The sequence below is a fragment of the Bradyrhizobium sp. B039 genome, assembly GCF_038965675.1.
In the GTDB taxonomy this organism is placed as follows: Bacteria; Pseudomonadota; Alphaproteobacteria; order Rhizobiales; family Xanthobacteraceae; genus Bradyrhizobium; species Bradyrhizobium diazoefficiens.
Window position 1 is genome coordinate 3,397,745 of the sequence record NZ_CP152416.1, and the last position, 21,426, is coordinate 3,419,170.

19 protein-coding genes and 1 pseudogene are annotated in these 21,426 nt (G+C 63.3%); 16 read left to right on the forward strand and 4 right to left on the reverse strand.

All coding sequences use genetic code 11. The features are described from left to right. The first annotated feature begins 112 nt into the window (after positions 1-112). From AAFG50_RS15815 to AAFG50_RS15870, 12 genes and pseudogenes are all read left to right on the forward strand, one after another. The gene (locus AAFG50_RS15815; RefSeq protein WP_063623012.1) at positions 113-1,747 is read left to right on the forward strand and encodes an MFS transporter; all 1,635 of its coding nucleotides are present in this window, start codon (positions 113-115) and stop codon (positions 1,745-1,747) included. Between the two features lie 60 nt (positions 1,748-1,807). After that, entirely contained in the window at positions 1,808-2,773 is a 966-nt protein-coding gene (locus tag AAFG50_RS15820) for a nitrilase (RefSeq protein ID WP_028172022.1), read from the forward strand. A 7-nt stretch (positions 2,774-2,780) separates the two neighbouring features. Then, a complete protein-coding gene (locus tag AAFG50_RS15825; RefSeq protein WP_028172021.1) occupies positions 2,781-3,398 on the forward strand; it encodes a flavin reductase family protein in 618 nt (205 codons plus the stop codon). A 117-nt stretch (positions 3,399-3,515) separates the two neighbouring features. Beyond that, positions 3,516-4,466 carry a PDR/VanB family oxidoreductase gene (locus tag AAFG50_RS15830; RefSeq protein WP_028172020.1) on the forward strand — a complete coding sequence of 317 codons (951 nt, stop codon included), beginning with the start codon at positions 3,516-3,518 and terminating at the stop codon, positions 4,464-4,466. Positions 4,467-4,483: 17 nt separating this feature from the next. Beyond that, positions 4,484-5,824, forward strand: coding sequence for a Rieske 2Fe-2S domain-containing protein (locus AAFG50_RS15835; protein ID WP_028172019.1), 1,341 nt, complete (start codon positions 4,484-4,486; stop codon positions 5,822-5,824). Beyond that, positions 5,821-6,297, forward strand: coding sequence for an aromatic-ring-hydroxylating dioxygenase subunit beta (locus AAFG50_RS15840; protein ID WP_028172018.1), 477 nt, complete (start codon positions 5,821-5,823; stop codon positions 6,295-6,297). Before AAFG50_RS15835 ends, AAFG50_RS15840 begins: the two co-directional genes overlap by 4 nt. 7 nt (positions 6,298-6,304) lie before the next feature. Then, a complete protein-coding gene (locus AAFG50_RS15845; protein WP_028172017.1) occupies positions 6,305-7,921 on the forward strand; it encodes an ATP-dependent acyl-CoA ligase in 1,617 nt (538 codons plus the stop codon). 20 nt (positions 7,922-7,941) lie between these two features. Next, the gene (locus AAFG50_RS15850) at positions 7,942-8,670 is read left to right on the forward strand and encodes an SDR family oxidoreductase (protein WP_028172016.1); all 729 of its coding nucleotides are present in this window, start codon (positions 7,942-7,944) and stop codon (positions 8,668-8,670) included. A gap of 745 nt (positions 8,671-9,415) precedes the next feature. Next, positions 9,416-10,072 carry an antibiotic biosynthesis monooxygenase gene (locus AAFG50_RS15855; RefSeq protein WP_063623010.1) on the forward strand — a complete coding sequence of 219 codons (657 nt, stop codon included), beginning with the start codon at positions 9,416-9,418 and terminating at the stop codon, positions 10,070-10,072. 17 nt (positions 10,073-10,089) lie between these two features. Then, positions 10,090-11,191, forward strand: a pseudogene (locus AAFG50_RS15860) (D-alanine--D-alanine ligase family protein). Between the two features lie 167 nt (positions 11,192-11,358). Continuing rightward, positions 11,359-11,841 carry a GNAT family N-acetyltransferase gene (locus tag AAFG50_RS15865; RefSeq protein ID WP_231166676.1) on the forward strand — a complete coding sequence of 161 codons (483 nt, stop codon included), beginning with the start codon at positions 11,359-11,361 and terminating at the stop codon, positions 11,839-11,841. A 128-nt stretch (positions 11,842-11,969) separates the two neighbouring features. Continuing rightward, positions 11,970-12,851: a DMT family transporter gene (locus AAFG50_RS15870; RefSeq protein ID WP_028172014.1), complete on the forward strand. Its 882-nt coding sequence runs from the start codon at positions 11,970-11,972 to the stop codon at positions 12,849-12,851. A 137-nt stretch (positions 12,852-12,988) separates the two neighbouring features. On the opposite strand, the gene AAFG50_RS15875 is transcribed toward AAFG50_RS15870, so the two are convergent. The 4 genes from AAFG50_RS15875 to AAFG50_RS15890 all read right to left on the reverse strand — a co-directional run bounded on the left by AAFG50_RS15875 (position 12,989) and on the right by AAFG50_RS15890 (position 17,842). Next, positions 12,989-13,471: a MarR family winged helix-turn-helix transcriptional regulator gene (locus tag AAFG50_RS15875; protein WP_028172013.1), complete on the reverse strand. Its 483-nt coding sequence runs from the start codon at positions 13,469-13,471 to the stop codon at positions 12,989-12,991. Further along, a complete protein-coding gene (locus AAFG50_RS15880) occupies positions 13,471-13,965 on the reverse strand; it encodes a MarR family transcriptional regulator (RefSeq protein ID WP_028172012.1) in 495 nt (164 codons plus the stop codon). Before AAFG50_RS15880 ends, AAFG50_RS15875 begins: the two co-directional genes overlap by 1 nt. A 155-nt stretch (positions 13,966-14,120) precedes the next feature. Continuing rightward, the gene (locus tag AAFG50_RS15885) at positions 14,121-15,686 is read right to left on the reverse strand and encodes an indolepyruvate oxidoreductase subunit beta family protein (RefSeq protein ID WP_028172011.1); all 1,566 of its coding nucleotides are present in this window, start codon (positions 15,684-15,686) and stop codon (positions 14,121-14,123) included. Next, positions 15,683-17,842, reverse strand: coding sequence for an indolepyruvate ferredoxin oxidoreductase subunit alpha (locus AAFG50_RS15890; protein WP_028172010.1), 2,160 nt, complete (start codon positions 17,840-17,842; stop codon positions 15,683-15,685). The genes AAFG50_RS15885 and AAFG50_RS15890 overlap by 4 nt, the downstream gene beginning before the upstream one ends. A 367-nt stretch (positions 17,843-18,209) precedes the next feature. On the opposite strand from AAFG50_RS15890, the gene AAFG50_RS15895 reads away from it, so the two are divergent. From AAFG50_RS15895 to AAFG50_RS15910, 4 genes are read left to right on the forward strand one after another with little or no spacing between them, the layout of a single operon-like run. Beyond that, entirely contained in the window at positions 18,210-19,316 is a 1,107-nt protein-coding gene (locus AAFG50_RS15895; protein ID WP_028172009.1) for a cupin domain-containing protein, read from the forward strand. 43 nt (positions 19,317-19,359) lie between these two features. Further along, positions 19,360-20,268, forward strand: a complete 909-nt coding sequence (locus AAFG50_RS15900; RefSeq protein ID WP_028172008.1) for a fumarylacetoacetate hydrolase family protein — start codon at positions 19,360-19,362, stop codon at positions 20,266-20,268. Beyond that, positions 20,268-20,705 carry a thioesterase family protein gene (locus AAFG50_RS15905; protein ID WP_011086198.1) on the forward strand — a complete coding sequence of 146 codons (438 nt, stop codon included), beginning with the start codon at positions 20,268-20,270 and terminating at the stop codon, positions 20,703-20,705. Before AAFG50_RS15900 ends, AAFG50_RS15905 begins: the two co-directional genes overlap by 1 nt. Beyond that, on the forward strand, positions 20,702-21,424 hold the full coding sequence (locus AAFG50_RS15910) for a hypothetical protein (RefSeq protein ID WP_028172007.1): 723 nt from the start codon (positions 20,702-20,704) through the stop codon (positions 21,422-21,424). The genes AAFG50_RS15905 and AAFG50_RS15910 overlap by 4 nt, the downstream gene beginning before the upstream one ends. The last annotated feature ends 2 nt before the right edge of the window (positions 21,425-21,426 follow it).

Consider the following 21,426-nt stretch of genomic DNA (forward strand, 5'->3'; position numbering starts at 1 on the left):
TCGCGCCGGATATTCAAGCTTGCTGTATTTGACGACATCATATGTATATGACTAAATAAAATTGCCTGAAGCGGGGCTGGGTTTGGCCGCGGGCGCAAACAGGGGAATGACGATGGATGCACGAGCGACGGCGGTACCCGCCGACCAGAATCTGACGCGCAGCGAGGAGCGGCAGGTCGTTCTCGCCTCGACCCTCGGCACCGTGTTCGAGTGGTACGACTTCTTCATCTACGGCTCGCTGGCCGTGTTCATGAGTTCGGTATTGTTTCCGCCGGACAACCCGACCGCCGCCGTGCTTGCGTCGCTCGGTGCTCTTGCGGCAGGCTTCGTGATCCGGCCGATCGGCGCAGTGGTCTTCGGCCGCATCGGCGATCTGGTCGGTCGAAAATATACCTTCCTCATCACCATCGTGATGATGGGCGGCGGCACGGCCTTGATCGGCTTCCTGCCCACCTATGCCAGCGTGGGTCATGCTGCATGGATCTCGCTGGTCATGCTGCGATTGATCCAGGGCCTCGCGGTCGGCGGCGAATATGGCGGTGCCGTCATCTACGTTGCGGAGCATTCGCGTCCGGACCGGCGCGGGCTTCTGACCGGCTGGATCCAGATCACATCGTCGGTCGGGCTGGCGCTCTCCATTGCGGTCATCATCGGCACGCAGAGCGTCATGAGCGAGGCCGACTTCAAGGCCTGGGGATGGCGCGCTCCCTTCATCATCTCGATCGCGATGCTGGCGTTCTCGATCTACGTCCGAGCCAGGCTGCATGAATCGCCCGTCTTCACGCGTCTCAAGGCCGAGCGTCGCCTGTCCAGGAGCCCGGTCAGAGACACCTTTGCCCGGTGGTCCAGCCTTCGCCTGGTGTTGATCGCGCTGTTCGGTGTGACCGCGGGGATGGGGTCAACCTACTTCACCGGCCAGTTCTACGTGATGATCTTCATGCAGCAGATCGCAAGGATCGACCTGCAGACATCCTATACCCTGATGGTCATCGGCCTCGTCATCGGTGCGCCGGCTTTCGTTTTCTTCGGCTGGCTGTCCGATCGGGTCGGACGCAAATGGCTGATGATGACGGGTCTCGTACTTTCGGCGCTGTGCTACCGGCCGATGTTTTCGTCGCTGCTGGAGGCAGCAAACCCGCAGCTCGTGGCCGCGACCCGCAGTGCGCCGGTGACGGTGCACGCCGACACCACCAGCGAAGCATGCCGGTTCGGCCTTGCGGCCGCATTGCTGAGCTCGCATGGCGATCATGGCAAGCCTTGCGTCCAGGCCAAGAAGCTGTTGATCGGAAGCGGCATCAACTTCAGCTATGCCGCCCCGGTCGACGGCCAGGCCGTAGCCATGACGGTCAACGGCAAGACGATTGCCGGATATGATGCGGCGGCTTATCGCAAGGCCTTGTCCGAGGCGGGTTACCCTGCCAAGGCGGATCCCGCGAAGGTGTCGTCAGCCTACATCGTCTTTCTGCTGGTCGTCATGACCGTCATCGTCGCGATGGTCTATGGGCCGGTGGCGTCGTTCCTGGTCGAGGTGTTCCCGGCCAACATCCGATACACGGCACTTTCGTTTCCCTACCACATCGGCGCCGGCATCTTCGGTGGCTTCCTGCCGTTCTTTGCAACCTATCTTTCGCTCGCGGTCGGCGATGTGTTTGCGGGGCTCTGGTATCCGGTCGTCATTTGCACGGTCGTCGCCGTGATCGGATCGATCATGCTGCCGAACAGGCCGCAAATCGAGGCGGATCACTGAGTATGACATGCTGGCGGGCCGCGGCAGCGGCCCGCTCTCCGTTTCCGTGCCCGGGATGACATGATGGATATCAACCGACCGAACACCTACAAGGCGGCCGTCGTTCAGGCCGCGTCAGATCCGACAAGCTCGCTGGTGTCGGCGCAAAAGGCGGCAGCCCTGATCGAGAAGGCCGCTGGTGCCGGCGCCAGGCTGGTCGTTTTCCCCGAAGCCTTCATTGGCGGCTATCCCAAGGGAAATTCGTTCGGCGCTCCCGTCGGCATGCGCAAGCCCGAAGGACGTGAGGCGTTCCGTTTGTATTGGGAGGCGGCCATCGATCTCGATGGCGTGGAGGTCGAGACGATCGCCGCGGCGGCGGCCGCAACCGGTGCCTTTACGGTCATCGGCTGCATCGAGCGAGAGCAGGGCACGCTCTACTGCACGGCCCTGTTCTTCGACGGGGCGCGCGGGTTCGTCGGCAAGCACCGCAAGCTGATGCCGACCGCGGGCGAGCGGCTGATCTGGGGGGTCGGCGACGGCTCGACCATGCCGGTGTTCGAGACCTCGCTCGGCAATATCGGCGCCGTGATCTGCTGGGAAAACTACATGCCGATGCTGCGCATGCACATGTACAGCCAGGGCATCAGCATCTACTGCGCTCCAACCGCGGATGATCGCGATACCTGGCTTCCGACCATGCAGCATATCGCCTTGGAGGGACGCTGCTTCGTCTTGACGGCCTGTCAGCATCTCAAGCGCGGCGCCTTCCCGGCGGACTACGAGTGCGCGCTGGGTGCCGATCCCGAGACCGTGCTCATGCGCGGCGGCAGCGCCATCGTCAATCCGCTCGGCAAGGTGCTGGCGGGCCCATGCTTTGAGGGGGAGACCATCCTGTATGCCGACATTGCGCTCGATGAGGTGACGCGCGGCAAGTTTGATTTCGACGCCGCGGGGCACTATTCCCGTCCGGACGTTTTCCAGCTCGTCGTCGACGATCGACCGAAGCGGGCAGTATCAACCGTCAGCGCCGTTCGCGCGCGCAATTGAGGGACCGATGCTCTTCGATATGGGCCACCTTCCGGCGGATATCCGCTACAAGATTCTCACCGCGACCGTTACGCCGCGCCCCATCGCGTGGGTGACGACCCGCTCCCGGGACGGCGCCGCCAATGCCGCGCCCTTCAGCTTCTTCAACGTCCTCGGGCACGAACCGCCGACGGTCGTGCTCGGCCTGCTGCGTCATCCGAACAAGGGCTTGAAAGACACGGCGCAGAATATCGTCGAAACGGGCGAGTTCGTCGCTCACCTGGTGTCGCACCAGATGGCTCAAGCCATGAACGCGACGGCCGTCGATGCTCCGGCCGGTGTCGACGAGATGGAGATCGCGGGACTTCAAACACGTCCTTCGCAGATGGTTGCGCCTCCGCTCATCGAGGGGTGCCCGGTGGCGTTCGAATGTCGCTCCCTCTCGGTTCACGAGACCGGGCCCCGGCAGATCGCGGTGATCGGCGAGATCGTCTGTGCTCATGTGGCCGAGCAGTTCGTGATCGATGCACAGAGAGGCTATATCGATACGGTCGGCCTCGACCTCATCGCCCGCATGCACGGGTCGGGCTGGTATGCGAGGCCCCGCGATCTCTTCCAGCTGGTGCGGCCGGCGCCGATCGAATAGGCGGCCGGCGCCGGGACCTCCCGCCATGGCCGCCCCATGAGCCCCTTGCGCCCGATTGACATCCAATTATTACATGTCTAAAAATATGCAAATTCATATAATTCGTGAGATGCCTGAATGGACGCGCATCCGCTCAAGCTCAGGGTCAGGTCGTATGCCGCGGAGACACCGTTCGTACGGAGCCTTGTGCTTGGCGTGGAGGACGGCCCCGTGCCGCCATGGCAGGCAGGCGCACATATCCGCGTGGCGCTCCCGAACGGAGGCGACCGGCCGTACTCGCTGATGGCCCTGCCGAGTCTTGCCGAGGATGCGCTGGCGCTCGGGGTGCTGCGCGAGGAGGCCTCGACCGGCGGCTCGCAGTTCATGCATGCGCTGAAGATCGGCGATGTCGTCAAGGCAAGCGCGCCGGTGAACAATTTTCATCTGCACGAGGGGCCGGCGCCCGCGCTGCTGTTTGCCGGCGGCATCGGTGTCACGCCGATCCTGTCGATGGCGGCGGAGCTCACCGCCCGCGCAAGTCCGTTTCGCCTGCATTACGCGGGCCGTACGCAAGGACTTCTGGCGTTCCTGCCGCATCTGCGGGACATCTGCGCTAAAGGCCTGTCCGTTCATTACGACAGTGACGAGTCCCGCCTGGATCTTACCGTGGCGCTCAGGGGAGCAGCCGCGAACGCCCACATCTACGTCTGCGGTCCGGCGGGGATGATAGACGCGGTGAAGGCGGCCGCGCTTGCCGAGGGCGTCCCGGCGGACCGCATTCACTACGAGCTCTTCAAGGCGGAGCAGCCGTCTTCACCCGACCTGCCGTTCGAGGTCGAGATCAGATCGACCGGACAGGTCGTCGGCGTCGCAGCCGGCCAAACCATTATCCAGGCGCTGGAGGCGGCGGGGCTCGACGTGCTCTACGATTGCCAGCGCGGCGATTGCGGCATCTGCCAGTGCGGCGTGGTCGAAGGGGTACCCGACCATCGCGACGTCATCCTGAGCGACGACGAGAAGGCCTCCAACAAGGTCATGCAGATCTGCGTATCGCGCGCGAAGTCGGAACGTCTGGTGCTGGATTTGTGAGGGAGGCGAGGGACGCCATGGCGAAATACGGAAGGGATGCCCACGCGATTGCCGCGCTGGTGCGCGAGGCCGAGGTTCATCGCGACGTCTATGTCGACCCCGAGATCTTCGAGCTCGAGATGGAGCATCTGTTCCCGAACAGCTGGGTCTATGTCGGGCATGCCAGCCAGTTGGCGAAGCCTGGCGATTTCATCACCGCCACGATCGGCCGCCAGCCGGTGCTGGCGAGCCGCCATACCGACGGCTCCATCCATGTGTTCTACAATCGCTGTCCGCACAAGGGCGTGAAGATCGCCTCCGAGCCCTGCGGCAACACCGGAAAGTTCTTCCGCTGCCCCTATCACGCCTGGTCCTTCAAGACCGACGGCTCGCTGCTCGCGATCCCGCTGAAGAAGGGCTACGAGGGCACCGGCTTCGGCGACACCCAGGCGAATGAGGGGCTGTCCAGGGTCAAGAACGTCGTGATCCATCGCGACTTCATCTTCGCACGGCTCAGCGACAGCGGCGTCTCCTTCGAGGACTATTTCGGCGAGAGCCTTTCGACCATCGACAACATGGTCGACCGCTCGCCGGAGGGGAAGCTCGCCGTCATGGCGACGCCGATCCGCTACATGCACACCTGCAACTGGAAGATGCTGGTCGAGAACCAGACCGACACCTGCCATCCGATGGTGGCGCATGAGAGCTCGGCCGGCACTGCGGTCAAGGTCTGGAAGCGCGAGCAGGGCGATTCCACGGAAACGCCGATGGCGGTGCAGCTCTACAGTCCCTTCATGAGCCCGTACGAGTTCTACGAGCAGAGCGGCATCAGGATCTGGCCGAACGGCCATGGCCACACCGGCGTCGCCAACTCCATCCATTCGAACTACTCGGATGTCCCGGGCTATCTCGACCAGATGGTCGCGGCCTACGGCGAGAAGCGGGCGCACGAGATCCTCGGCGAGGTCAGGCACAACACCGTCTATTTCCCCAACATCATGGTCAAGGGTGCCGTCCAGATCCTGCGCAACTTCATCCCGATCGCGGTCGACAAGACCCTGGTCGAGAGCTGGGTCTATCGCCTGGTCGGCGCGCCCGACAAGCTCTACGAGCGGGCGCTGATGTACAACCGCTTCATCAACGCGCCGACCTCAATCGTCGGACACGACGACCTCGAAATGTACGAGCGGGCGCAGGAAGGCCTGAAATCCAACGGCAATCAATGGGTCAATCTGCGGCGGCTCTACGAGAGCCATGAAGAGCAGGACGTCACGGCGGTGATCAACGGCACCTCCGAGCGGCAGATGCGCAACCAGTTCCACGCCTGGGCGAAATTCATGACCATGGATATGGACAAGCGTGTCGAGGCCGCCGAATGATCACCGAGAAGACGATCACGGACTTCATCTATCGCGAGGCCGAGCTGCTCGACACGATGCAGTGGCAGGCCTGGCTCGATCTGTTTCACCCCGAGGGGCGCTACTGGATGCCGCTCGAATGGCAGCAGCAGGATCCGGTGCTTCAGCCGTCGCTGATGTATGAGGACCTGCTGCTCCTGAAGGTGCGGGTCGAGCGTCTGGCCGGCGAGCGCACCTTCAGCCAGAAGCCGAAGAGCCGTTGCCATCATCTTTTGCAGGCGCCGCAGATCGTGGCGTGCGACACGGCTGCCGGCGTGTTCAAGGCGCGGACGTCCTACATCTACACCGAGACGCGCGGCGACATGCTGGAGCGCTATTCGGGATGGGCCTCGCACGATCTCGTCCAGGTCGGCGATGCCCTGAAGATCAAGCTCAAGCGCGTCGATCTCGTCAATTTCGACGCGCCGTTCGGCAACATCCAGCTCTTCATGTGAGACGAATTTGACCGCTGCGACCACAGTCTACGCCCGCTTTCGCGAGACCGCGCTTCGCCGCGGCGAGGCGGGCTTCCTCAACGTGCTGCCGGAGACGGCCGCCATCTACGGCATCGCGGCGGGCGAGATCACCTATCGCGCCATGCTCGAGCGGGTCGAGCGCTGGCGCGCCGCGTTCGCGGGCCGCGGCTACGGCGAAGGCCACAGGGTCGGGCTGCTGCTCCAGAACAGGCCGGTGTTCGTCGAGCTGTGGTTCGCGCTCAACGCGCTCGGCGTCTCCGTGGTGCCGATCAATCCGGATTTGCGGCTGAGCGAGCTCGAATACATCATCGCGCATTCCGAGATGAACGCGGCGTTCGTGCTTGCCGAGCGGCGCGACGAGGTCGAGACGGCGGCGCGCCAGGCCGGTCGGCCGATCCCCGTCGTGACCAGCGAGGACGACGTGCCCGCGCCATTCGGCGGCGTGCGGCCGGCGAGCACGGGTGACGGCGCGACCGAATGCGCGCTGCTCTATACGTCGGGGACGACAGGTCAGCCCAAGGGCTGCGTGCTCACCAACACCTATTTCCTGCATTCCGGAAACTGGTATCGCGACGTCGGCGGGCTGATCGCGCTCAAGCCCGACGGCGAGCGCATGATCACGCCGCTGCCGCTGTTCCACATGAACGCGATGGCGGTGTCGCTGATGGCGATGCTGTCGGTCGGCGGCAGCCTGACCATGCTCGATCGCTTCCATCCGCGCAGTTGGTGGGCTTCCGTGCGCGACAGCCGCGCGACCTGCCTGCATTATCTCGGCGTCATGCCCTCGATGCTGATGAGCGCGCCGCCGTCGGAGCAGGACCGCGCGCACACCGTTCGCTTCGGCTTCGGTGCCGGCGTCGACAAGCTGCTGCACGCGCCGTTCGAGGACCGCTTCGGCTTTCCGCTGCTGGAGGCCTGGGCGATGACCGAGACGGGCAGCGGCGGCGTCATCGCCGCCAATGTCGAGCCGCGCAAGATCGGCACCAGCTGCTTCGGGCGACCCGCACCCGAAGTTGACGTTCGTATCGTTGATGACAGCGGCAATGACGCCCCAATTGGGACGCCGGGCGAGCTCCTGGTGCGGCGGGCAGGCGCCGACCCGCGCTACGGCTTCTTCCGCGAATATCTGAAAAACCCGGAGGCGACCGCCGAGGCGTGGGAGGGCGGCTGGCTGCATACCGGCGATATCGTGTCGCGCGATGTGGATGGCGATCTCCATTTCGTCGATCGCAAGAAGAACGTGATCCGCCGGTCCGGTGAGAACATTGCCGCGGTCGAGGTCGAGTCCGTCCTCAACCGCCATCCCGCGATCCGGCAGGCCGCGGTTGCGGCGACGCCCGATCAGGTGCGCGGCGACGAGGTTGCCGCCGTCATCATCGCCGAGGAGGCCGGCGCCGGCCGCGCGCTCGCCGAGGACGTCGTCCGCTGGAGCCTGGAGCAGATGGCCTATTACAAGGCGCCGGGCTGGATCTGCTTCGTCGACAGCCTGCCGCTGACCGCGACCGAGAAGATCCAGCGCGGCGGGCTGAAGGATTTTGTCGCAAGGTTGATGCGCGATGGCGCCTTCTTCGACCTCCGCGACCTCAAGCGGCGTCAGGTCTGACGCGGGGTAGGGAATCGATCATGAGCGAGATCCGCACCACACTCATCACCGGCGGCAATTCGGGGATCGGCGAGGCGCTGGCGAGAAAGCTCGTCGAGAAGGGGCAGCGCGTGGTCTCGGTCGGGCTGGAAAAGCCGGACTGGACCCATGATCTGCTCGCGGCCTATCGCGCCGATCTGACCGACATCGCGGAGACGCGCGCGATCGCGCAGGAGATCGGCCGGAATCACGCCATCGACTGCCTCGTGCACAATGCGGGCGTCATCCTGCCGAACCTGCTGCCCGACGCGAAGCCGGAAGACATTCTGATGCTGGCGCAGTTGCACCTCGGCGCGCCGATGCTGCTGACCCAGGCGGCGCTGGAAGGGATGCTGTCGCGTCGCTTCGGGCGCATCGTGTTCGTCTCTTCGCGGGCGGCGATGGGCGCGGCGACGCGCTCGGCCTATTCGGCGACCAAGGCCGGCGTGCATGGCATGGCGCGGACCTGGGCGCTGGAGCTCGCCGCGAGCGGCATCACCGTGAACGTGGTCGCGCCGGGGCCGATCCTGACCGACAATTTCTGGGGCGTCATTCCCAAGGGCTCCGAGCAGCAGGCGCGGATGGCGCGCAACGTCCCGGTCGGGCGGCTCGGCTCGCGCGAGGACGTGGCGCACGCCATCACCTTCTTCCTCGACGAACGTTCCGATTTCGTCACCGGCCAGGTGCTCTATGTCTGCGGCGGTACCAGCCTCGTGGGCCTGGGGCCGTAAGCGCTATTCGGCGGGCAAAATTGGACGCCGCCGATTGACGGTCATCTAGCGGGAGCTATCCGGCCGACACTCCGCGCTGCGTGACGGCCCCGCATTGTGCACGTCAACGGATTATCCGGTCGACAACCCGTGTGGCACGGTCGATCTCCCTCTCATTCCATGCCGCAAATCCAAGAAACAATCCTCGCTCTTTTGATTTGTGAAACAGCTTGCCCGACAACGGGCGATATTGCGCCAGCCTCGAAGAGTTGTGCCGTAAGTTTCCCCGGCTTGAAGGGCGTGGACGCCATCGGCGGCCAAGCTGCGCGGCACATGGAGGCGTTGGCCGGTGGTCGGGCGTCCGCTCGTAATGCGCGTCCTCACCCCCCAGACAGTTGCAGCAACAAGGTCTGCTCACTCCCGGCGACAAGAGCAGCGTCCCCTCCAGCAAGAGCATCTTTCTGGCTCTCTGTATTTTTTGGAACTGGCCCTTTTCATAGAGCCACCTGAAACCTTATGCAAAATGCAAATTTGGTCGCGCTATTTGAGCGGAATGTCCCAGGGTTTACTTGCGATTCCAGACGTTGGCATCATGAGCGCCGCCATCAGCCTCAATGACCCCGTTGAGCCATCGTAGTTTCTGGCAATGGGCCTAATCATCGGCGGATCGCTCTTGGCGCATCAAGAACGGAACTCAGAGTGATGATATGCGGTCCCACCTCCAACCGCGCGGTGCATGCAGACCCGACAATCTAGTGGAGCGGATATGATTGGATTGTTCTTCGAAGTTGTGCCGCGACCAGGACACGAGCAGGCCTATTTCGATATTGCCGCCGGTCTACGACCCGAATTGGACAAGAATCCCGGCCTTCTGTTCATTGACCGCTTCAAAAGCGTCGGTCGGCCAGGCATCGTGCTTTCGCACTCTCACTGGCGCGATGAGGCAAGCCTTGCCGGATGGCGTACCCACGCAAAGCATCATGCCGCGCAAATCGCGGGAAGAAAGCTGCACTTCGAGGACTATCGCCTGCGCATCGGCCAGCTCGTCTGCGAGTGGACTCCTCAAGCCGGCGCTCCGCGTCAATTCGAAACCACCAACAGCTACAACGACCCGGTTCTGCGGCCAGAACGATTCATGATCGTTTCCACCGCCAACTCGCCCATCCAAGCGGGCGTTGAAGGTGACCTTCTGGCGAGCATTTCTCGCGAGCGAGAATACATCGTCCTGGCCCTGGCATCGTCGCTTGCAGACGGGCTTCGAATGGCAGAGGAATTCTTGTTGGCAGGCGTCGTGACATCGATCCGATTGTATCTCGTGTCTCGCGACTACGGCATGTTCGATCGAAAGGAGGCGCCTCAATATTATCCGCCCGTGACCCAGGTTCAAGAGCTTGGCTCGAAGCCGACTGATGCTGGTTTGTGACAGCATACGGTGGAGAGATGACGAAAGAGCGACGTAAGATTACTGTCGGGCTGCTGTTTGGAGGGCGCTCGGCTGAGCACGAAGTCTCCAGGGCATCCGCTGCCAATATCCTTCGAGCTCTGAACAGCGATCGCTATGACGTTTATCTCATAGGCATATCGCGAGATGGTCGCTGGTTTGCCTGCGATTCAGGGAATGGCGCGGGAACGGGTTCTACAGCGCTCACAATTTCGGACGAGGCACCGGAGATCGGCCTTGTGCCGGGCGGGCGAGGCCGCCTCGTTCATTGCGACGGACCAACAGGAAGTGACGCGGGGAGTATCGACGTTGCATTTCCGATCTTGCACGGGCCGAACGGAGAAGATGGGACGGTGCAGGGAGCACTGGAATTAGCCGACGTGTCGTTCGTCGGTGACGGGTTCTGCCGTGGCGATGGACAAGGAAGTTTCCAAGCGGCTGATGCGCGACGCTGGCCTTCCCGTGGTGCCGTTCCTAACAACGACTGCCTCGTCCCGAATCGAATACGCTGCGGCAGTTGCCGCGCTCGGGACGCCGGATTTGTTCGTAAAGCCCGCCAATCTGGGATCATCGGTCGGCGTCTCCCGCGCGCGGTCCGAGGAGGAATTCGCAGCGTCGTGTGCTCTCGCGTTCCGCTACGACCGCAAGATCCTGGTCGAGCAAGCTCTGAACGGAGCGCGGGAGATCGAGTGTTCTGTCCTGGAGGAATCGACAGGTGATATTCGAGCGTCTGGGCTCGGCGAGATTGTTCCCGCGAGCGAGCACGGCTTCTATTCGTATCAGGCAAAATATATCGACGCCGATGGCGCCGCTCTGCACATCCCGGCAGACCTTCCCCTGCTACAGGCTCGCCGTCTTCAGGAACTTGCCGTTGAAGTCTTCAACGTGCTCTGCTGCGAAGGTATGGCCAGAGTCGACTTCTTTGTTCAAGGCGATGAAGTCTTTGTCAACGAGGCGAACACGTTGCCAGGGTTCACATGGAGCAGCATGTACCCCAAGCTTTGGGAAGCAAGCGGCTTGTCTCAAACCGACCTCATGGACAAGCTAATCGCGCACGCGTTTGCGCGCCACGAGCGACGTCGTGCCTTAAGCTTCGGTTGACAAGAATGCGGCGGATAGGACCCAACTAAGGAGCCCTCTGATCTCGCCGCGGAACCAGAGCGACGCGTTACATCTGCATCCGCGTGCTGCCGGCTGGGGAGTGGCGCCGAGGGGAAATATGAGGAAGACGGTGTGACGCACGATCTATTTGAAGGCATGGACCGATGATGAACCTTAAGATCGAGCGCGCGTTCAAGACGGATTTGCCATTCGTGATGATGACCGAACGGTCGGAAGGATACCATACACTAGTCGGCCGGTGGGACGAGGCGCGGCATCTGGCGGCTATCGATGACAATCACTATGCCTATTTCATTGCCAGGGATTGCGCGGCTTCTGTTGGATTCGCCATTGTCCGGGATTGGGGGGCTCCGGAGAGAGTGACCTGTCTGAAACGGATAGCGGTGTCGAACCCTGGCAAGGGGCTAGGGAGGCGGATCGTTCGCGCGGTTGTTGGCACCGTCTTTCGGGAAACCGAAGCTCACCGTGTTTGGCTAAGCGTTTTTCCAGAGAATGAACGAGCCCGCAGAGCGTATGAAGCTGTGGGCTTCAAGGCAGAAGGCATCGCACGTGGCAGCGCCTATTTTGGAGGAATCCATCGCGATGAATTGATAATGGCCGTCCTCAGAACGGAGTGGACTGCGGTTTAGGCAGGCGACGTAGCCCCATGATCGACTTGCCGGGGGATGTCCATACTCATTTCAAACGCAAAGAAACGCTGATCGAGAATGGGTAATCGTCATCTTGGCCTGCAGCCCGGCCCCCCGAGGTTTCTGCAATGACCACAGCGAAAACCCGCCTTGCATACATGGGCGCCGGCGTCGCCGTTGTGATCTGGGGAGCTACTCCTGCAGCAACCGCCATCGTTGCCCGCGAATTGTCACCTGGGTTGATCGGGTTGGCCCGGCTGTTGCTATCGGCCACCATTCTCATCCCCATCGCCGTCTCATTGAAGCCAGAACTCCCGAGCGACCGGGGTGGCTGGATCGCGCTGCTGATCAGCGCCCTGGTCGGGTTCGCCGGATCATTCGTCCTGCAGGGCGTCGGCATTGCACGCACCAGCACCTCGCACGCCGCCCTCGTCCTTGCCTTGGCTCCGATCTTCACGGCGACCGTCCATTTCCTGCTTTCCCGCTGCTGGCCAAGGCCGCTCTGGTGGCTTGGAAGCGCGATCGCGCTCATGGGCGTGGCAATTCTCATTCCCGGCCGCAACCCTGCCGGAAGCGTGGCAGCGCCGACGCTCTTCGGCGACCTTCTTGTTCTTGCCGGTACGGTCACGGTCAGCGTTGGCTATGTCGCAGGCGCACGGCTCTCAGCGCGGATCGGCCTGTTCGCGGCGACCTGCTGGTCGCTTCTTCTCGCTGGGTTGATCACTCTTCCCGCATTTCCGGCCTTGGCTGCCGGTCTTGGTCAACTCTCGTTCGCCGTCTGGGGCGCGCTCGGTTTCCTGGCCGTCTTCTGCACGCTGATCGGCTTTGCAGTGTGGTTTTGGGCGCTTGAGCACGGTGGCGTCACCTCGATCGCCCCGCTTCAGTTTGGCCAGCCGCTGGTGAGCCTCGTGATCGCCGTAGCTTTCCTGTCCGAGGATATTTTCCCGGCGACCTTGTTGGCGTTGAGCCTGGTCATCCTCGGCGTCCATTTATCACGTCGAGCTGCTTGATCCTGCTCCACTTTCTGGAGAGGAAGGCTGTCAAAACGAAGCTGGATGTATCCATCAGGGAAACCGCGTCCCCAACCGCTGGCTTTCCCCGCGACAAATGCGGAACGCGATTGCGCGGAGATGCTCAAGCAACAACGTCAGATCTGGTTCTGGCGGATGTTCTCGACCATCTTGGCCAGCACCCGCGCGCAGACCTCGATGTCGTCAGGGGCGATGCCTTCGATCAGCTTGTCGTAGTTGTTCGCCATGACCGGCCAGATCTTGCGCAGCAGCGCTTCGCCGTCAGGCGTCAGACCCACGACGCGGCGGCGCTGGTCCTCCTCCGCGATCTCGCGCTTGACGAGGCCCGACGTCACCATGGATTCGACCATGCGGCTCGCCGTCGACTGCTCGGTCACAGCGAGAACGGCGATCTCGTTGACGGTGAGGGTCTTGTAGATGAACAGCACCGACAGCGTCCGGAACACGACATTGTTGACGCCGTGCTCGCTCAGGTCGCGGTTCTGGTCGAGATTCCAGCGATTGGCGAGCCGGTTGAACAGATACGGGATGTAGGTCTGCAGCTGGTCCCTGGTCCTCGGCGGACCCGACTTCCATTTGCTCTTGGATTCTCTGGCCATTATCTCTTGCGACTTTGCTTCTTGCTGTCGGTGTGAAGTTTTGAAGAAAGGGATTTCAGCACGGACAACGCGGTGTCCAGCTCCTGGGCCGAAACGTTCTCGAGCCGTTTGCCGAGATGCTTCTTGTGGATTTCGGCTGCCTTCCTGAACAGCGCTTCGCCTTTCGGCGTCAGGCGCACGATGAAGGACCGCCGGTCCTCGCTCGACATCTCCCTGCTGATGAGGTCGTCGGCGAGAAGACGCTGCACGAGGCCCGACACATTGCCGCCGGTCACTTTCAGATTTTGCGACAACTGACCGAGCGCAAGCCCATCCCGGTAGCGATCGAGCTGGGCCAGCACGTCGAATTTTGCGAGCGACAGGCCGAACTCGGAGTTCAGCATCGAATTCAGCGAGGCGAACAGCTCGCCATGCAGCGACAGCAATTGGAGCCAGAGCCGGGTTTCAATCTGCCCGGGGACGGGAACTATGTTCTCTTTGAGTGCTACCGGCATCGCATGACCATCGAGGACAAGGTGTCTCGTCAATTGGAGGGATTATCGCGGGTCTTTCGCTCCGATTAGCAACCTAAGAATCGCAGTCAAGCCGTTTGATCCTGACGTTCTCCGGTCCGAACGGCAATCCAATCCTGTGCTGGGCTCGACCCGCATCACGCAAAAGTCTTGATGGTCTGGATCACGCCGTCGAGCTCCTGGCCGGCGCTGTCCTTCAGCGCAGCCTCGCGCAGGCGCCGCGCCCAGTCGGCGGCATCCTCGCGTCGCTCGACCAGCTTGATCGCCGCCAGCGTCTTGTCGAATTTCGACAGCCCCCGGCTGTGAGTATCGGAATAGCCTTTCACGAGGCGGCGGCATTGCAGGATCTCGACACCGAGCTGGTAGTTGGTGCCGACCGCGTCGGTGGCGGCCTTGAGCCATCCGTCCCGGTGCGCCGTCTCGATGGCGTGCCGCAGCGAGCGGCGGCGCAGGCCGCGCAGGCCGCCCACGAGATAAAGCGCCAGGAACCAGGGCAGCGAATAGGTCCGCACCCGGCGCCCCTTGTTGACGCGGCGATCGAGCCAGCCGAGCAGGCGTGGCCGCGCGCCAAGCCAGCGGCCGAAGCCCACGGGAAGCACGCCCATGACCTCCTCCATGCGGGGATGCATGAACTCGGTGGTCTGAAGCACCTGTCCTTCCGACATCTCGAGTTCGCTCTCGATGCGAGCCCGGCGGCCGGCGCGCGTCTTGAGGTCGGCGACGCGGATGACGTCGTCATAGCTCATGGCGTTGGCGAGGTACTTTGCCGCGGCTTCCGTGAAGGCATAGGTCCGGGCCGCACCGCCGGCGCTGCGGTCGGCCGCGTGCAGCGTCCTGAGAATGTCGAGATACTCGGTGCCATAGGCGACGTCCTGGAAGTCGACCACCTTCTTCAGGCCGGCGCGGGCCATGGTGAGCGCGGGCTCGGGCAGCTCCTGCGTCAGCCTTGCGACAAGCCCGGCGAGATCCGGATCGGGCGTTGTAGGAGAGGGGATATTGCCGGCCTGTTTCGGTTGCGGCGGCGCCACAACGTCGGGCGAGCCGGTCTTGACCCGGTCGAAGGCGGCCTCGAAAGTCCCAATGCTGGCCTTCGCGCCTTTCCCACCTGCGCGGATGACGTCGAGATAGCTGTCGCGGCTGAAGGGCAGCACACCGGCCGCCGCGAGCGCGCCGAACATCGCGGCCGAGATGACGCTGCCGTGCGCGATCGCCAGCGCGTTCAGGTCGAAGATGATCTCCGTCTTGGCGGCGATCCCGATGGCGCCGGTGACGGCGCCGCCGTCGGCGATGCCGTTGCCCGGCGCGATCTTCTCGCCGATCGCAAAGGACCGGTGGTTGGATGCGATCAGCGTGGTGCGGTCCGGCGTCACAAGGCCGCGCAGGATCGATCGGCCGGCCTCCATGAATTCCGCCGCCATCACCACGTCGACGTCGCCGGGCGTCGGCATCAGCGACAGGATCGGCTTGCGGCCGTCGAGCGGCGGCATCGTCTCGATATAGTAGATCGTGGCGCCGGTGCGCTGCGCGACGCCGGGCACCGAGGTCGACTGCGCGACCCAGCCGTGGTTCTCGGCAAGCTGGACGATCCAGTCGGTCAGGACGCCGCCGCCCTGGCCGCCCATCGCGACAATCGCGATCGAGATCGGCCGCTCGGTTGCCTCGCCCGCGGCGGGGAGGGCCAGCCGGATCGTCTCGTCCCTCATGCCAGTGCCTCGAGCGCCGGACGCCGGCGATCGCGCCGCCGTTGCAGCCAACCGATCACGGCCATCGCGACTTTGGATTTGAACATGTCCCAGCGGGTCGGATTATGGATGACGTCGGCGCGGTAGAACGAGGGGCAGAGCACGGCGGCCTCGGAGACCTCGCCGCAATTGCCGCAGCCGACGCAGGAATTGTCGATCGCCGCGACCGGATCATCGCGCAAGGGATCGTCGAGCTGCTTCACCGACAGCGATGGGCAGCCGGAGAGCCGGATGCAGGCGTGGTCGCCGGTGCACACGTCCTCGTCGACGCCGAAACGCTCCTTGACGGTACGGACGCCGTCCTTGATCGCCTTGTTGATCAGCGGCTTCACGCGGCGCTGCTTGTTCAGCATGCATTCGGAGGACGCGACGATGACCTTGGGACCTTCGTCCTTGGTCGTCAGCGCTTCCTTCAGCGTGTCGCGCATCTTGCCGACGTCATAGGTGCGGTCGATCTGACGCACCCATTGGCCGCCGATGCCCTTCACGGCCTGCACGATCGAATTGTTGGTCTTGCGCCGCTTGTTGGTCGCGCGCGACGACAGGATGTCCTGACCGCCGGTCGCCGAGGTGTAGAAATTGTCCACGATGACGAACACGCCGTCATGCTTGTTGAACACGGCATTGCCGATGCCGCTGGTCAGTCCGTTGTGCCAGAAGCCGCCGTCGCCCATCACCGCGATCGAGCGCTTGTCGGCCTTGACGTTGAAGGCCGAGGTCGAGGCCGGGCCGAGGCCGAAGCCCATGGTGGTCGCGCCGATATTGAAGGGCGGCAGGATCGAGAACAAATGGCAACCGATGTCGGCGGAGACGTGGTGCTGGCCGAGCTCTTCCTCGACCAGCTTCATGGCGGCGAAGATCGGCCGCTCCGGGCAGCCGGTGCAGAGCCCGGGCGGGCGCGCCGGCACGACCTGCTTGAGCTTCTCGACCGCGGGGTGATTGAGCACGGGCGCGGCATCCGGCGCCGGCGGCCGGTTGCCGAGCAGCCGCGGCTCGGTCTTCTCCAGGAATTCCCTGACGCCGCCGAGCAGGACATGCGCGGTGTAGTCGCCGCCCATCGGCAGCACGTCCTTGCCATGGATGCGCGCCTGGATGTCCCTGCGGCGCAGCACCGTGTTGATCGCCTGCTCCAGATATTCCGGCTGGCCCTCCTCGACGATGAGCACGGCATCCTTGTCGACGCAGAACTCCGCGACCTCGGTGTCGATCACGGGGTAGGTGACGTTCATGACGTAGAGCGGGACTTGCGTGCTGCCATAGGCATCCGACAGCCCGAGATATTGCAGCGCGCGGATCACGTTGTTGTACATGCCGCCCTGCATGATGATGCCGACCTTGCCGTGCTTCGGTCCCATCCACTCGTTCAGCTTCTTGTCCCGGATGAATCCGACAGCCGCGGGCATCCGCGTCTTGATCTTCTCCTGCTCATGCTCATAGGCCGCCGGCGGCAGCACGATGCGGTTGACGTCGCGCCTGGGATTGTTGAGCGCGTCCTTGATGGTATGCGCCGGCTTGACGTTGTCCTTGCAGGCGAAGGTGCCGTGCATGTGACAGGCGCGGACGCGAACCTCGAGCATCACGGGGGTGTTCGAGACCTCGGAAAGCTCAAAGCCCTTCTCGATCAAATTGACGATGCATTCATGGTCGGGGCGAGGGTCGAGCAGCCACATCTGCGACTTCATCGCGAAGGCGTGGGTGCGCTCCTGCATGATGGAGGAGCCTTCGCCGTAGTCCTCGCCGACGATGATCATGGTGCCGCCGGTGACGCCGCCCGAGGCCAGATTGGCCAGCGCGTCGGAGGCGACGTTGGTGCCGACGGTCGACTTCCACGCAACCGCGCCGCGCAGGGGATACATCACCGAAGCCGAGAGCATCGCCGCCGCGGCCGCCTCGTTGGCGGAGCTCTGGAACACGACGCCGAGATCGTCGAGCACGTCCTTGGCGTCGGCGAGCACGTCCATCAGGTGCGAGATCGGCGAGCCCTGGTAGCCGCCGACATAGGCGACGCCGGATTGCAGCAGTGCCTTGGTGATGGCGAGGATGCCTTCGCCGCGGAACGTATCGCCGTCGCCGAGCCGGAGATCCTCGACTTCGCGAGCAAAAGACCGTTCAGCCATTGCACCCTCCAGAAATATGCGATAGCATACGTTTACATGTGAAGTAAGTCAACGCCGCGCCATGCTATCACGCTTGCGGATCTTCTCTCCGGCAAGGCGGTCATGAGCCAGCGACAGGGTAGGGCCGATGCTGAAGCTGCCTCGCTTTAGAGCTGCCGCCGTCCAGGCTTCACCCGTCTATCTCAACGCCGGCGCGACAGCGGACGAGGCGGCTTCACCGGTCCGTGAAGCCGCAGCGAATGCACGACATCGTCGATCTGCGGGTCAATCGGCGTCCGCTGGCGCCGCTTGGCCCGCGCGCAAACCGGAATGAAAGCTCGGGACGCGTCGCACTGACGACGCCACGAGACAGGACTTGGAGGATAGGATGCGCGAAAACACCATCGGCCGGGCCAATGTCGAGGACACCCCCGAGCTCAAGGCCTATTACAAGGATCTCGAAAAGTACGAAGCCGGTGCGCTGTGGACGGTCGCCAACAAGATCGAGCCGTGGGCCCCGCAATCGGCCTCCGTTCCCGTGCTCTGGCGCTATAGCGATCTGCGCGAGCACGTGCTGCGTTCGGTGGAGCTGGTCTCGCCGGAGAAGGCGGGACGGCGGGTGATCTACCTCAACAATCCCGGCCGCCGCGACGTCTCGGCCGCGGTCGGCTGGCTCTATTCGGGATTGCAGGTGATGCACCCCGGCGAGGTCGCATCGGCCCACGCGCACTCGGCCTCTGCCCTGCGCTTCATCATGGAAGGGGCGGGCGCCTACACCATCGTCGACGGCCACAAGATGACGTTGGGGGCGCGGGATTTCGTGCTGACGCCGAATGGCACCTGGCACGAGCATGGGGTCGACGGCAACGGCTCGGTCTGCATCTGGCAGGATGGCCTGGACATCCCGCTCGTCAATGCGCTGGAGGCGAACTTTTTCGCGGTCCATCCCAAGGTGCAGCAGGAAGACTCCGGCTATCCCGTGGACGATATGACCAAGACCTGGGGCAATCCCGGTCTGCGGCCGGCGGATTCGAAATGGTCGAAGGGCTATTCCCCCATGTTCAAATACGAATGGGAGCCGACCTACGAGTCCTTGCGGAAATACGCCGCCGCGACCGACGGCTCGCCCTATGACGGCATTCTCATGAACTACGTCAATCCGATCACCGGCGGGCACGTGATGCAGACGATCGGCGCGAGCATGCAACTGCTCCGGCCGGGCGAGAAGACGAAGTCGCATCGGCACACCGGCAGCTTCATCTACCAGGTCGCCAAGGGCCGAGGCTATTCGATCATCGGCGGCAAGCGTTTCGCGTGGGAGGAGCGCGACATCTTCTGCGTTCCCTCCTGGGCCTGGCACGAGCACGGCAATGCGTCGGAGAGCGAAGACGCCTGCCTGTTCTGCTTCAACGACCTGCCTGTCATCGAAGGTCTCGGCTTCTATCGTGAAGAGGCCTATGGCGACAATGCCGGCCACCAGCCAGTGGCTGTCTGACGTACCCTCGCAGAATTCAACCGAAAGAGCCGGATAAAGCTTCATGCGCCTTGTTACCTACACTTTGGGCTCCAGCGGTGCCCGTCTCGGGGTCCTCGTTGACGGATTGGTCGTGGACGTCGAGCACCTCGGTGCGTCGCAAGGCTTTGCATGGCCGAGCGACATGCTGTCGCTCATCGACAACAGCGTGACACTGCTGCCGGCGCTCAGGGAATGCATGGACAATACCAATGGACGCCTGCCGGCCGGCTCCGCCGTTCCGGTCGAGGATGTGAAGCTGCAGGCGCCGATCCCGCGTCCGCGAAAGAACATCTTCGGCATCGGGCTGAACTATCGCGCGCACGTGGCGGAATCCGCCAAGAGCCTGGATACCGACAAGGACCTGCCGAAGCAGCCGGTCGTCTTCTCCAAGCCGCCGACTTCCGTGATCGGCCCGGGCGCGGCGATCCAGCACAACGCGAAGATGACGCAGCAGCTCGACTGGGAGGTCGAGCTCGCCGTCATCATCGGCAAGACCGCGACGCGCATCGCGACCGAGAAAGCGATGGAGCACGTCTTCGGCTATTCGGTGATGATCGACATCTCCGCGCGCGACAATCGCCGCGCCGGCCAGTGGATCTTTTCCAAGGGCATGGACACCTATGCACCGTTCGGCCCGTGCATCGTCACCGCGGACGAAATTCCCGATCCGCATGACCTGCGGCTCTGGCTGACCAAGAACGGGGTCATGAAGCAGGACTCCAACACCAAATACATGATCTTCGACATCCCGGTGCTGATATCGGACATTTCGTCGGGCATGACGCTCGAGCCGGGCGACATCATCGCGACCGGAACGCCCGAAGGCGTCGGGGCCGGCATGAGCCCGCAGGAATGGCTGTGGCCGGGCGACGTGGTGGAAGCGGGGGTCGACGGCGTCGGTGTCATCAGGCACCCCGTTGTCGCGATCTGATGACGACGTTTTCGTTCGATCGCGAGCTGAGGTTCGGCGATTGCGATCCCTCGGGCATCGCGTACTTTCCGTCCTATCTGAACATCCTCAACGGAGTCGTCGAAGAGTTTTGGGCGGAGATCGGTTTTCCCTGGCCGGAATTGATCACGGTCCGGAAGATCGGGACGCCCACGGTGCATCTGACTTGCGACTTTTCCCGGCCGTCGATGTTCGGCGATCGCCTGACGTTCGGATTGCGCATCGCCCGGGTCGGCGGATCGTCGCTCCATCTGGAACATGTCGTCTCGGGCGCGAATGGCATGCGCTGGCGCGCCCGCCAGGTCGTTGCCGCGACCTCGCTGCTGGATCACCATGCGATCCCATGGCCCGATGACATTCGCGCCGCGCTCATGGCGCACGTGAGCGAGGGCGAGGGCGCTGAGGCAACGCCGGCATGATCTCGCTCTTCATGACGTTCTCCGATCCTTCTGGTGAACGGTGGATTCGTTCCGACGAGGTTGTCGCCGTCGCTGAGCTGGTCGGATCGATCCCTGGGATGACCGAGGGCCTGCTGTTCACGCCGCTGCAACAGTCGGTCGATCATCCCTACAAAGCCGATGGCTCGGGCCCTGTGCTTGCGCTTCAACTGCGCTTTCCCGACCTGCTCATATGCGAAGCGGCGATGGATCGCGGCGGCGTCTTGGCCAGCTTGGCGACAGGTGCCGGATTGTCAGGCCTCGCCGGATTGTACGTCACGCATCAGGTGATGGTGACGCGGTCATTCCCCGTCGATGTCGCCGAACATCCGGCAGGAACGACAACTCCGTGCAGTTACCTCGTGCACTATCCCGGCCCGGCCGAGGACATGAACGCCTGGAACCTGCATTATCTGGAGCACCACCCGGCGATCATGCGGACCTTCCCTGATGTCCGCCAGATCGAGATCTACACCCGCATCGATTGGGTCGACCGGCTGCCGTCGCAGCGGGTCGAGCACATGCAGCGCAACAAGCTGGTGTTCGACAGCCCGCAAGCCCTCGCGCACGCGCTCGGCTCCGACGTGATCAAGCGCATGCGCGCGGACTTCGTGAAATTCCCGCCTTTCTCGGGCGGCAACAAGCATTTTCCGATGCTGACGCGGGCCGTGCGGCCCCCGCGAGATCCGAGAGCACGATGAGA

What these genes read in the sequence shown, in the direction of transcription:
- AAFG50_RS15815 (WP_063623012.1), top strand. Translation starts at nt 113, where the DNA reads ATGGATGCACGAGCGACGGCGGTACCCGCCGACCAGAATCTGACGCGC.
- AAFG50_RS15820 (WP_028172022.1), top strand. Translation starts at nt 1,808, where the DNA reads ATGATGGATATCAACCGACCGAACACCTACAAGGCGGCCGTCGTTCAG.
- AAFG50_RS15825 (WP_028172021.1), top strand. Translation starts at nt 2,781, where the DNA reads ATGCTCTTCGATATGGGCCACCTTCCGGCGGATATCCGCTACAAGATT.
- AAFG50_RS15830 (WP_028172020.1), top strand. Translation starts at nt 3,516, where the DNA reads ATGGACGCGCATCCGCTCAAGCTCAGGGTCAGGTCGTATGCCGCGGAG.
- AAFG50_RS15835 (WP_028172019.1), top strand. Translation starts at nt 4,484, where the DNA reads ATGGCGAAATACGGAAGGGATGCCCACGCGATTGCCGCGCTGGTGCGC.
- AAFG50_RS15840 (WP_028172018.1), top strand. Translation starts at nt 5,821, where the DNA reads ATGATCACCGAGAAGACGATCACGGACTTCATCTATCGCGAGGCCGAG.
- AAFG50_RS15850 (WP_028172016.1), top strand. Translation starts at nt 7,942, where the DNA reads ATGAGCGAGATCCGCACCACACTCATCACCGGCGGCAATTCGGGGATC.
- AAFG50_RS15855 (WP_063623010.1), top strand. Translation starts at nt 9,416, where the DNA reads ATGATTGGATTGTTCTTCGAAGTTGTGCCGCGACCAGGACACGAGCAG.
- AAFG50_RS15865 (WP_231166676.1), top strand. Translation starts at nt 11,359, where the DNA reads ATGAACCTTAAGATCGAGCGCGCGTTCAAGACGGATTTGCCATTCGTG.
- AAFG50_RS15870 (WP_028172014.1), top strand. Translation starts at nt 11,970, where the DNA reads ATGACCACAGCGAAAACCCGCCTTGCATACATGGGCGCCGGCGTCGCC.
- AAFG50_RS15875 (WP_028172013.1), bottom strand. Translation starts at nt 13,471, where the DNA reads ATGGCCAGAGAATCCAAGAGCAAATGGAAGTCGGGTCCGCCGAGGACC.
- AAFG50_RS15880 (WP_028172012.1), bottom strand. Translation starts at nt 13,965, where the DNA reads ATGCCGGTAGCACTCAAAGAGAACATAGTTCCCGTCCCCGGGCAGATT.
- AAFG50_RS15885 (WP_028172011.1), bottom strand. Translation starts at nt 15,686, where the DNA reads ATGAGGGACGAGACGATCCGGCTGGCCCTCCCCGCCGCGGGCGAGGCA.
- AAFG50_RS15890 (WP_028172010.1), bottom strand. Translation starts at nt 17,842, where the DNA reads ATGGCTGAACGGTCTTTTGCTCGCGAAGTCGAGGATCTCCGGCTCGGC.
- AAFG50_RS15895 (WP_028172009.1), top strand. Translation starts at nt 18,210, where the DNA reads ATGCGCGAAAACACCATCGGCCGGGCCAATGTCGAGGACACCCCCGAG.
- AAFG50_RS15900 (WP_028172008.1), top strand. Translation starts at nt 19,360, where the DNA reads ATGCGCCTTGTTACCTACACTTTGGGCTCCAGCGGTGCCCGTCTCGGG.
- AAFG50_RS15905 (WP_011086198.1), top strand. Translation starts at nt 20,268, where the DNA reads ATGACGACGTTTTCGTTCGATCGCGAGCTGAGGTTCGGCGATTGCGAT.
- AAFG50_RS15910 (WP_028172007.1), top strand. Translation starts at nt 20,702, where the DNA reads ATGATCTCGCTCTTCATGACGTTCTCCGATCCTTCTGGTGAACGGTGG.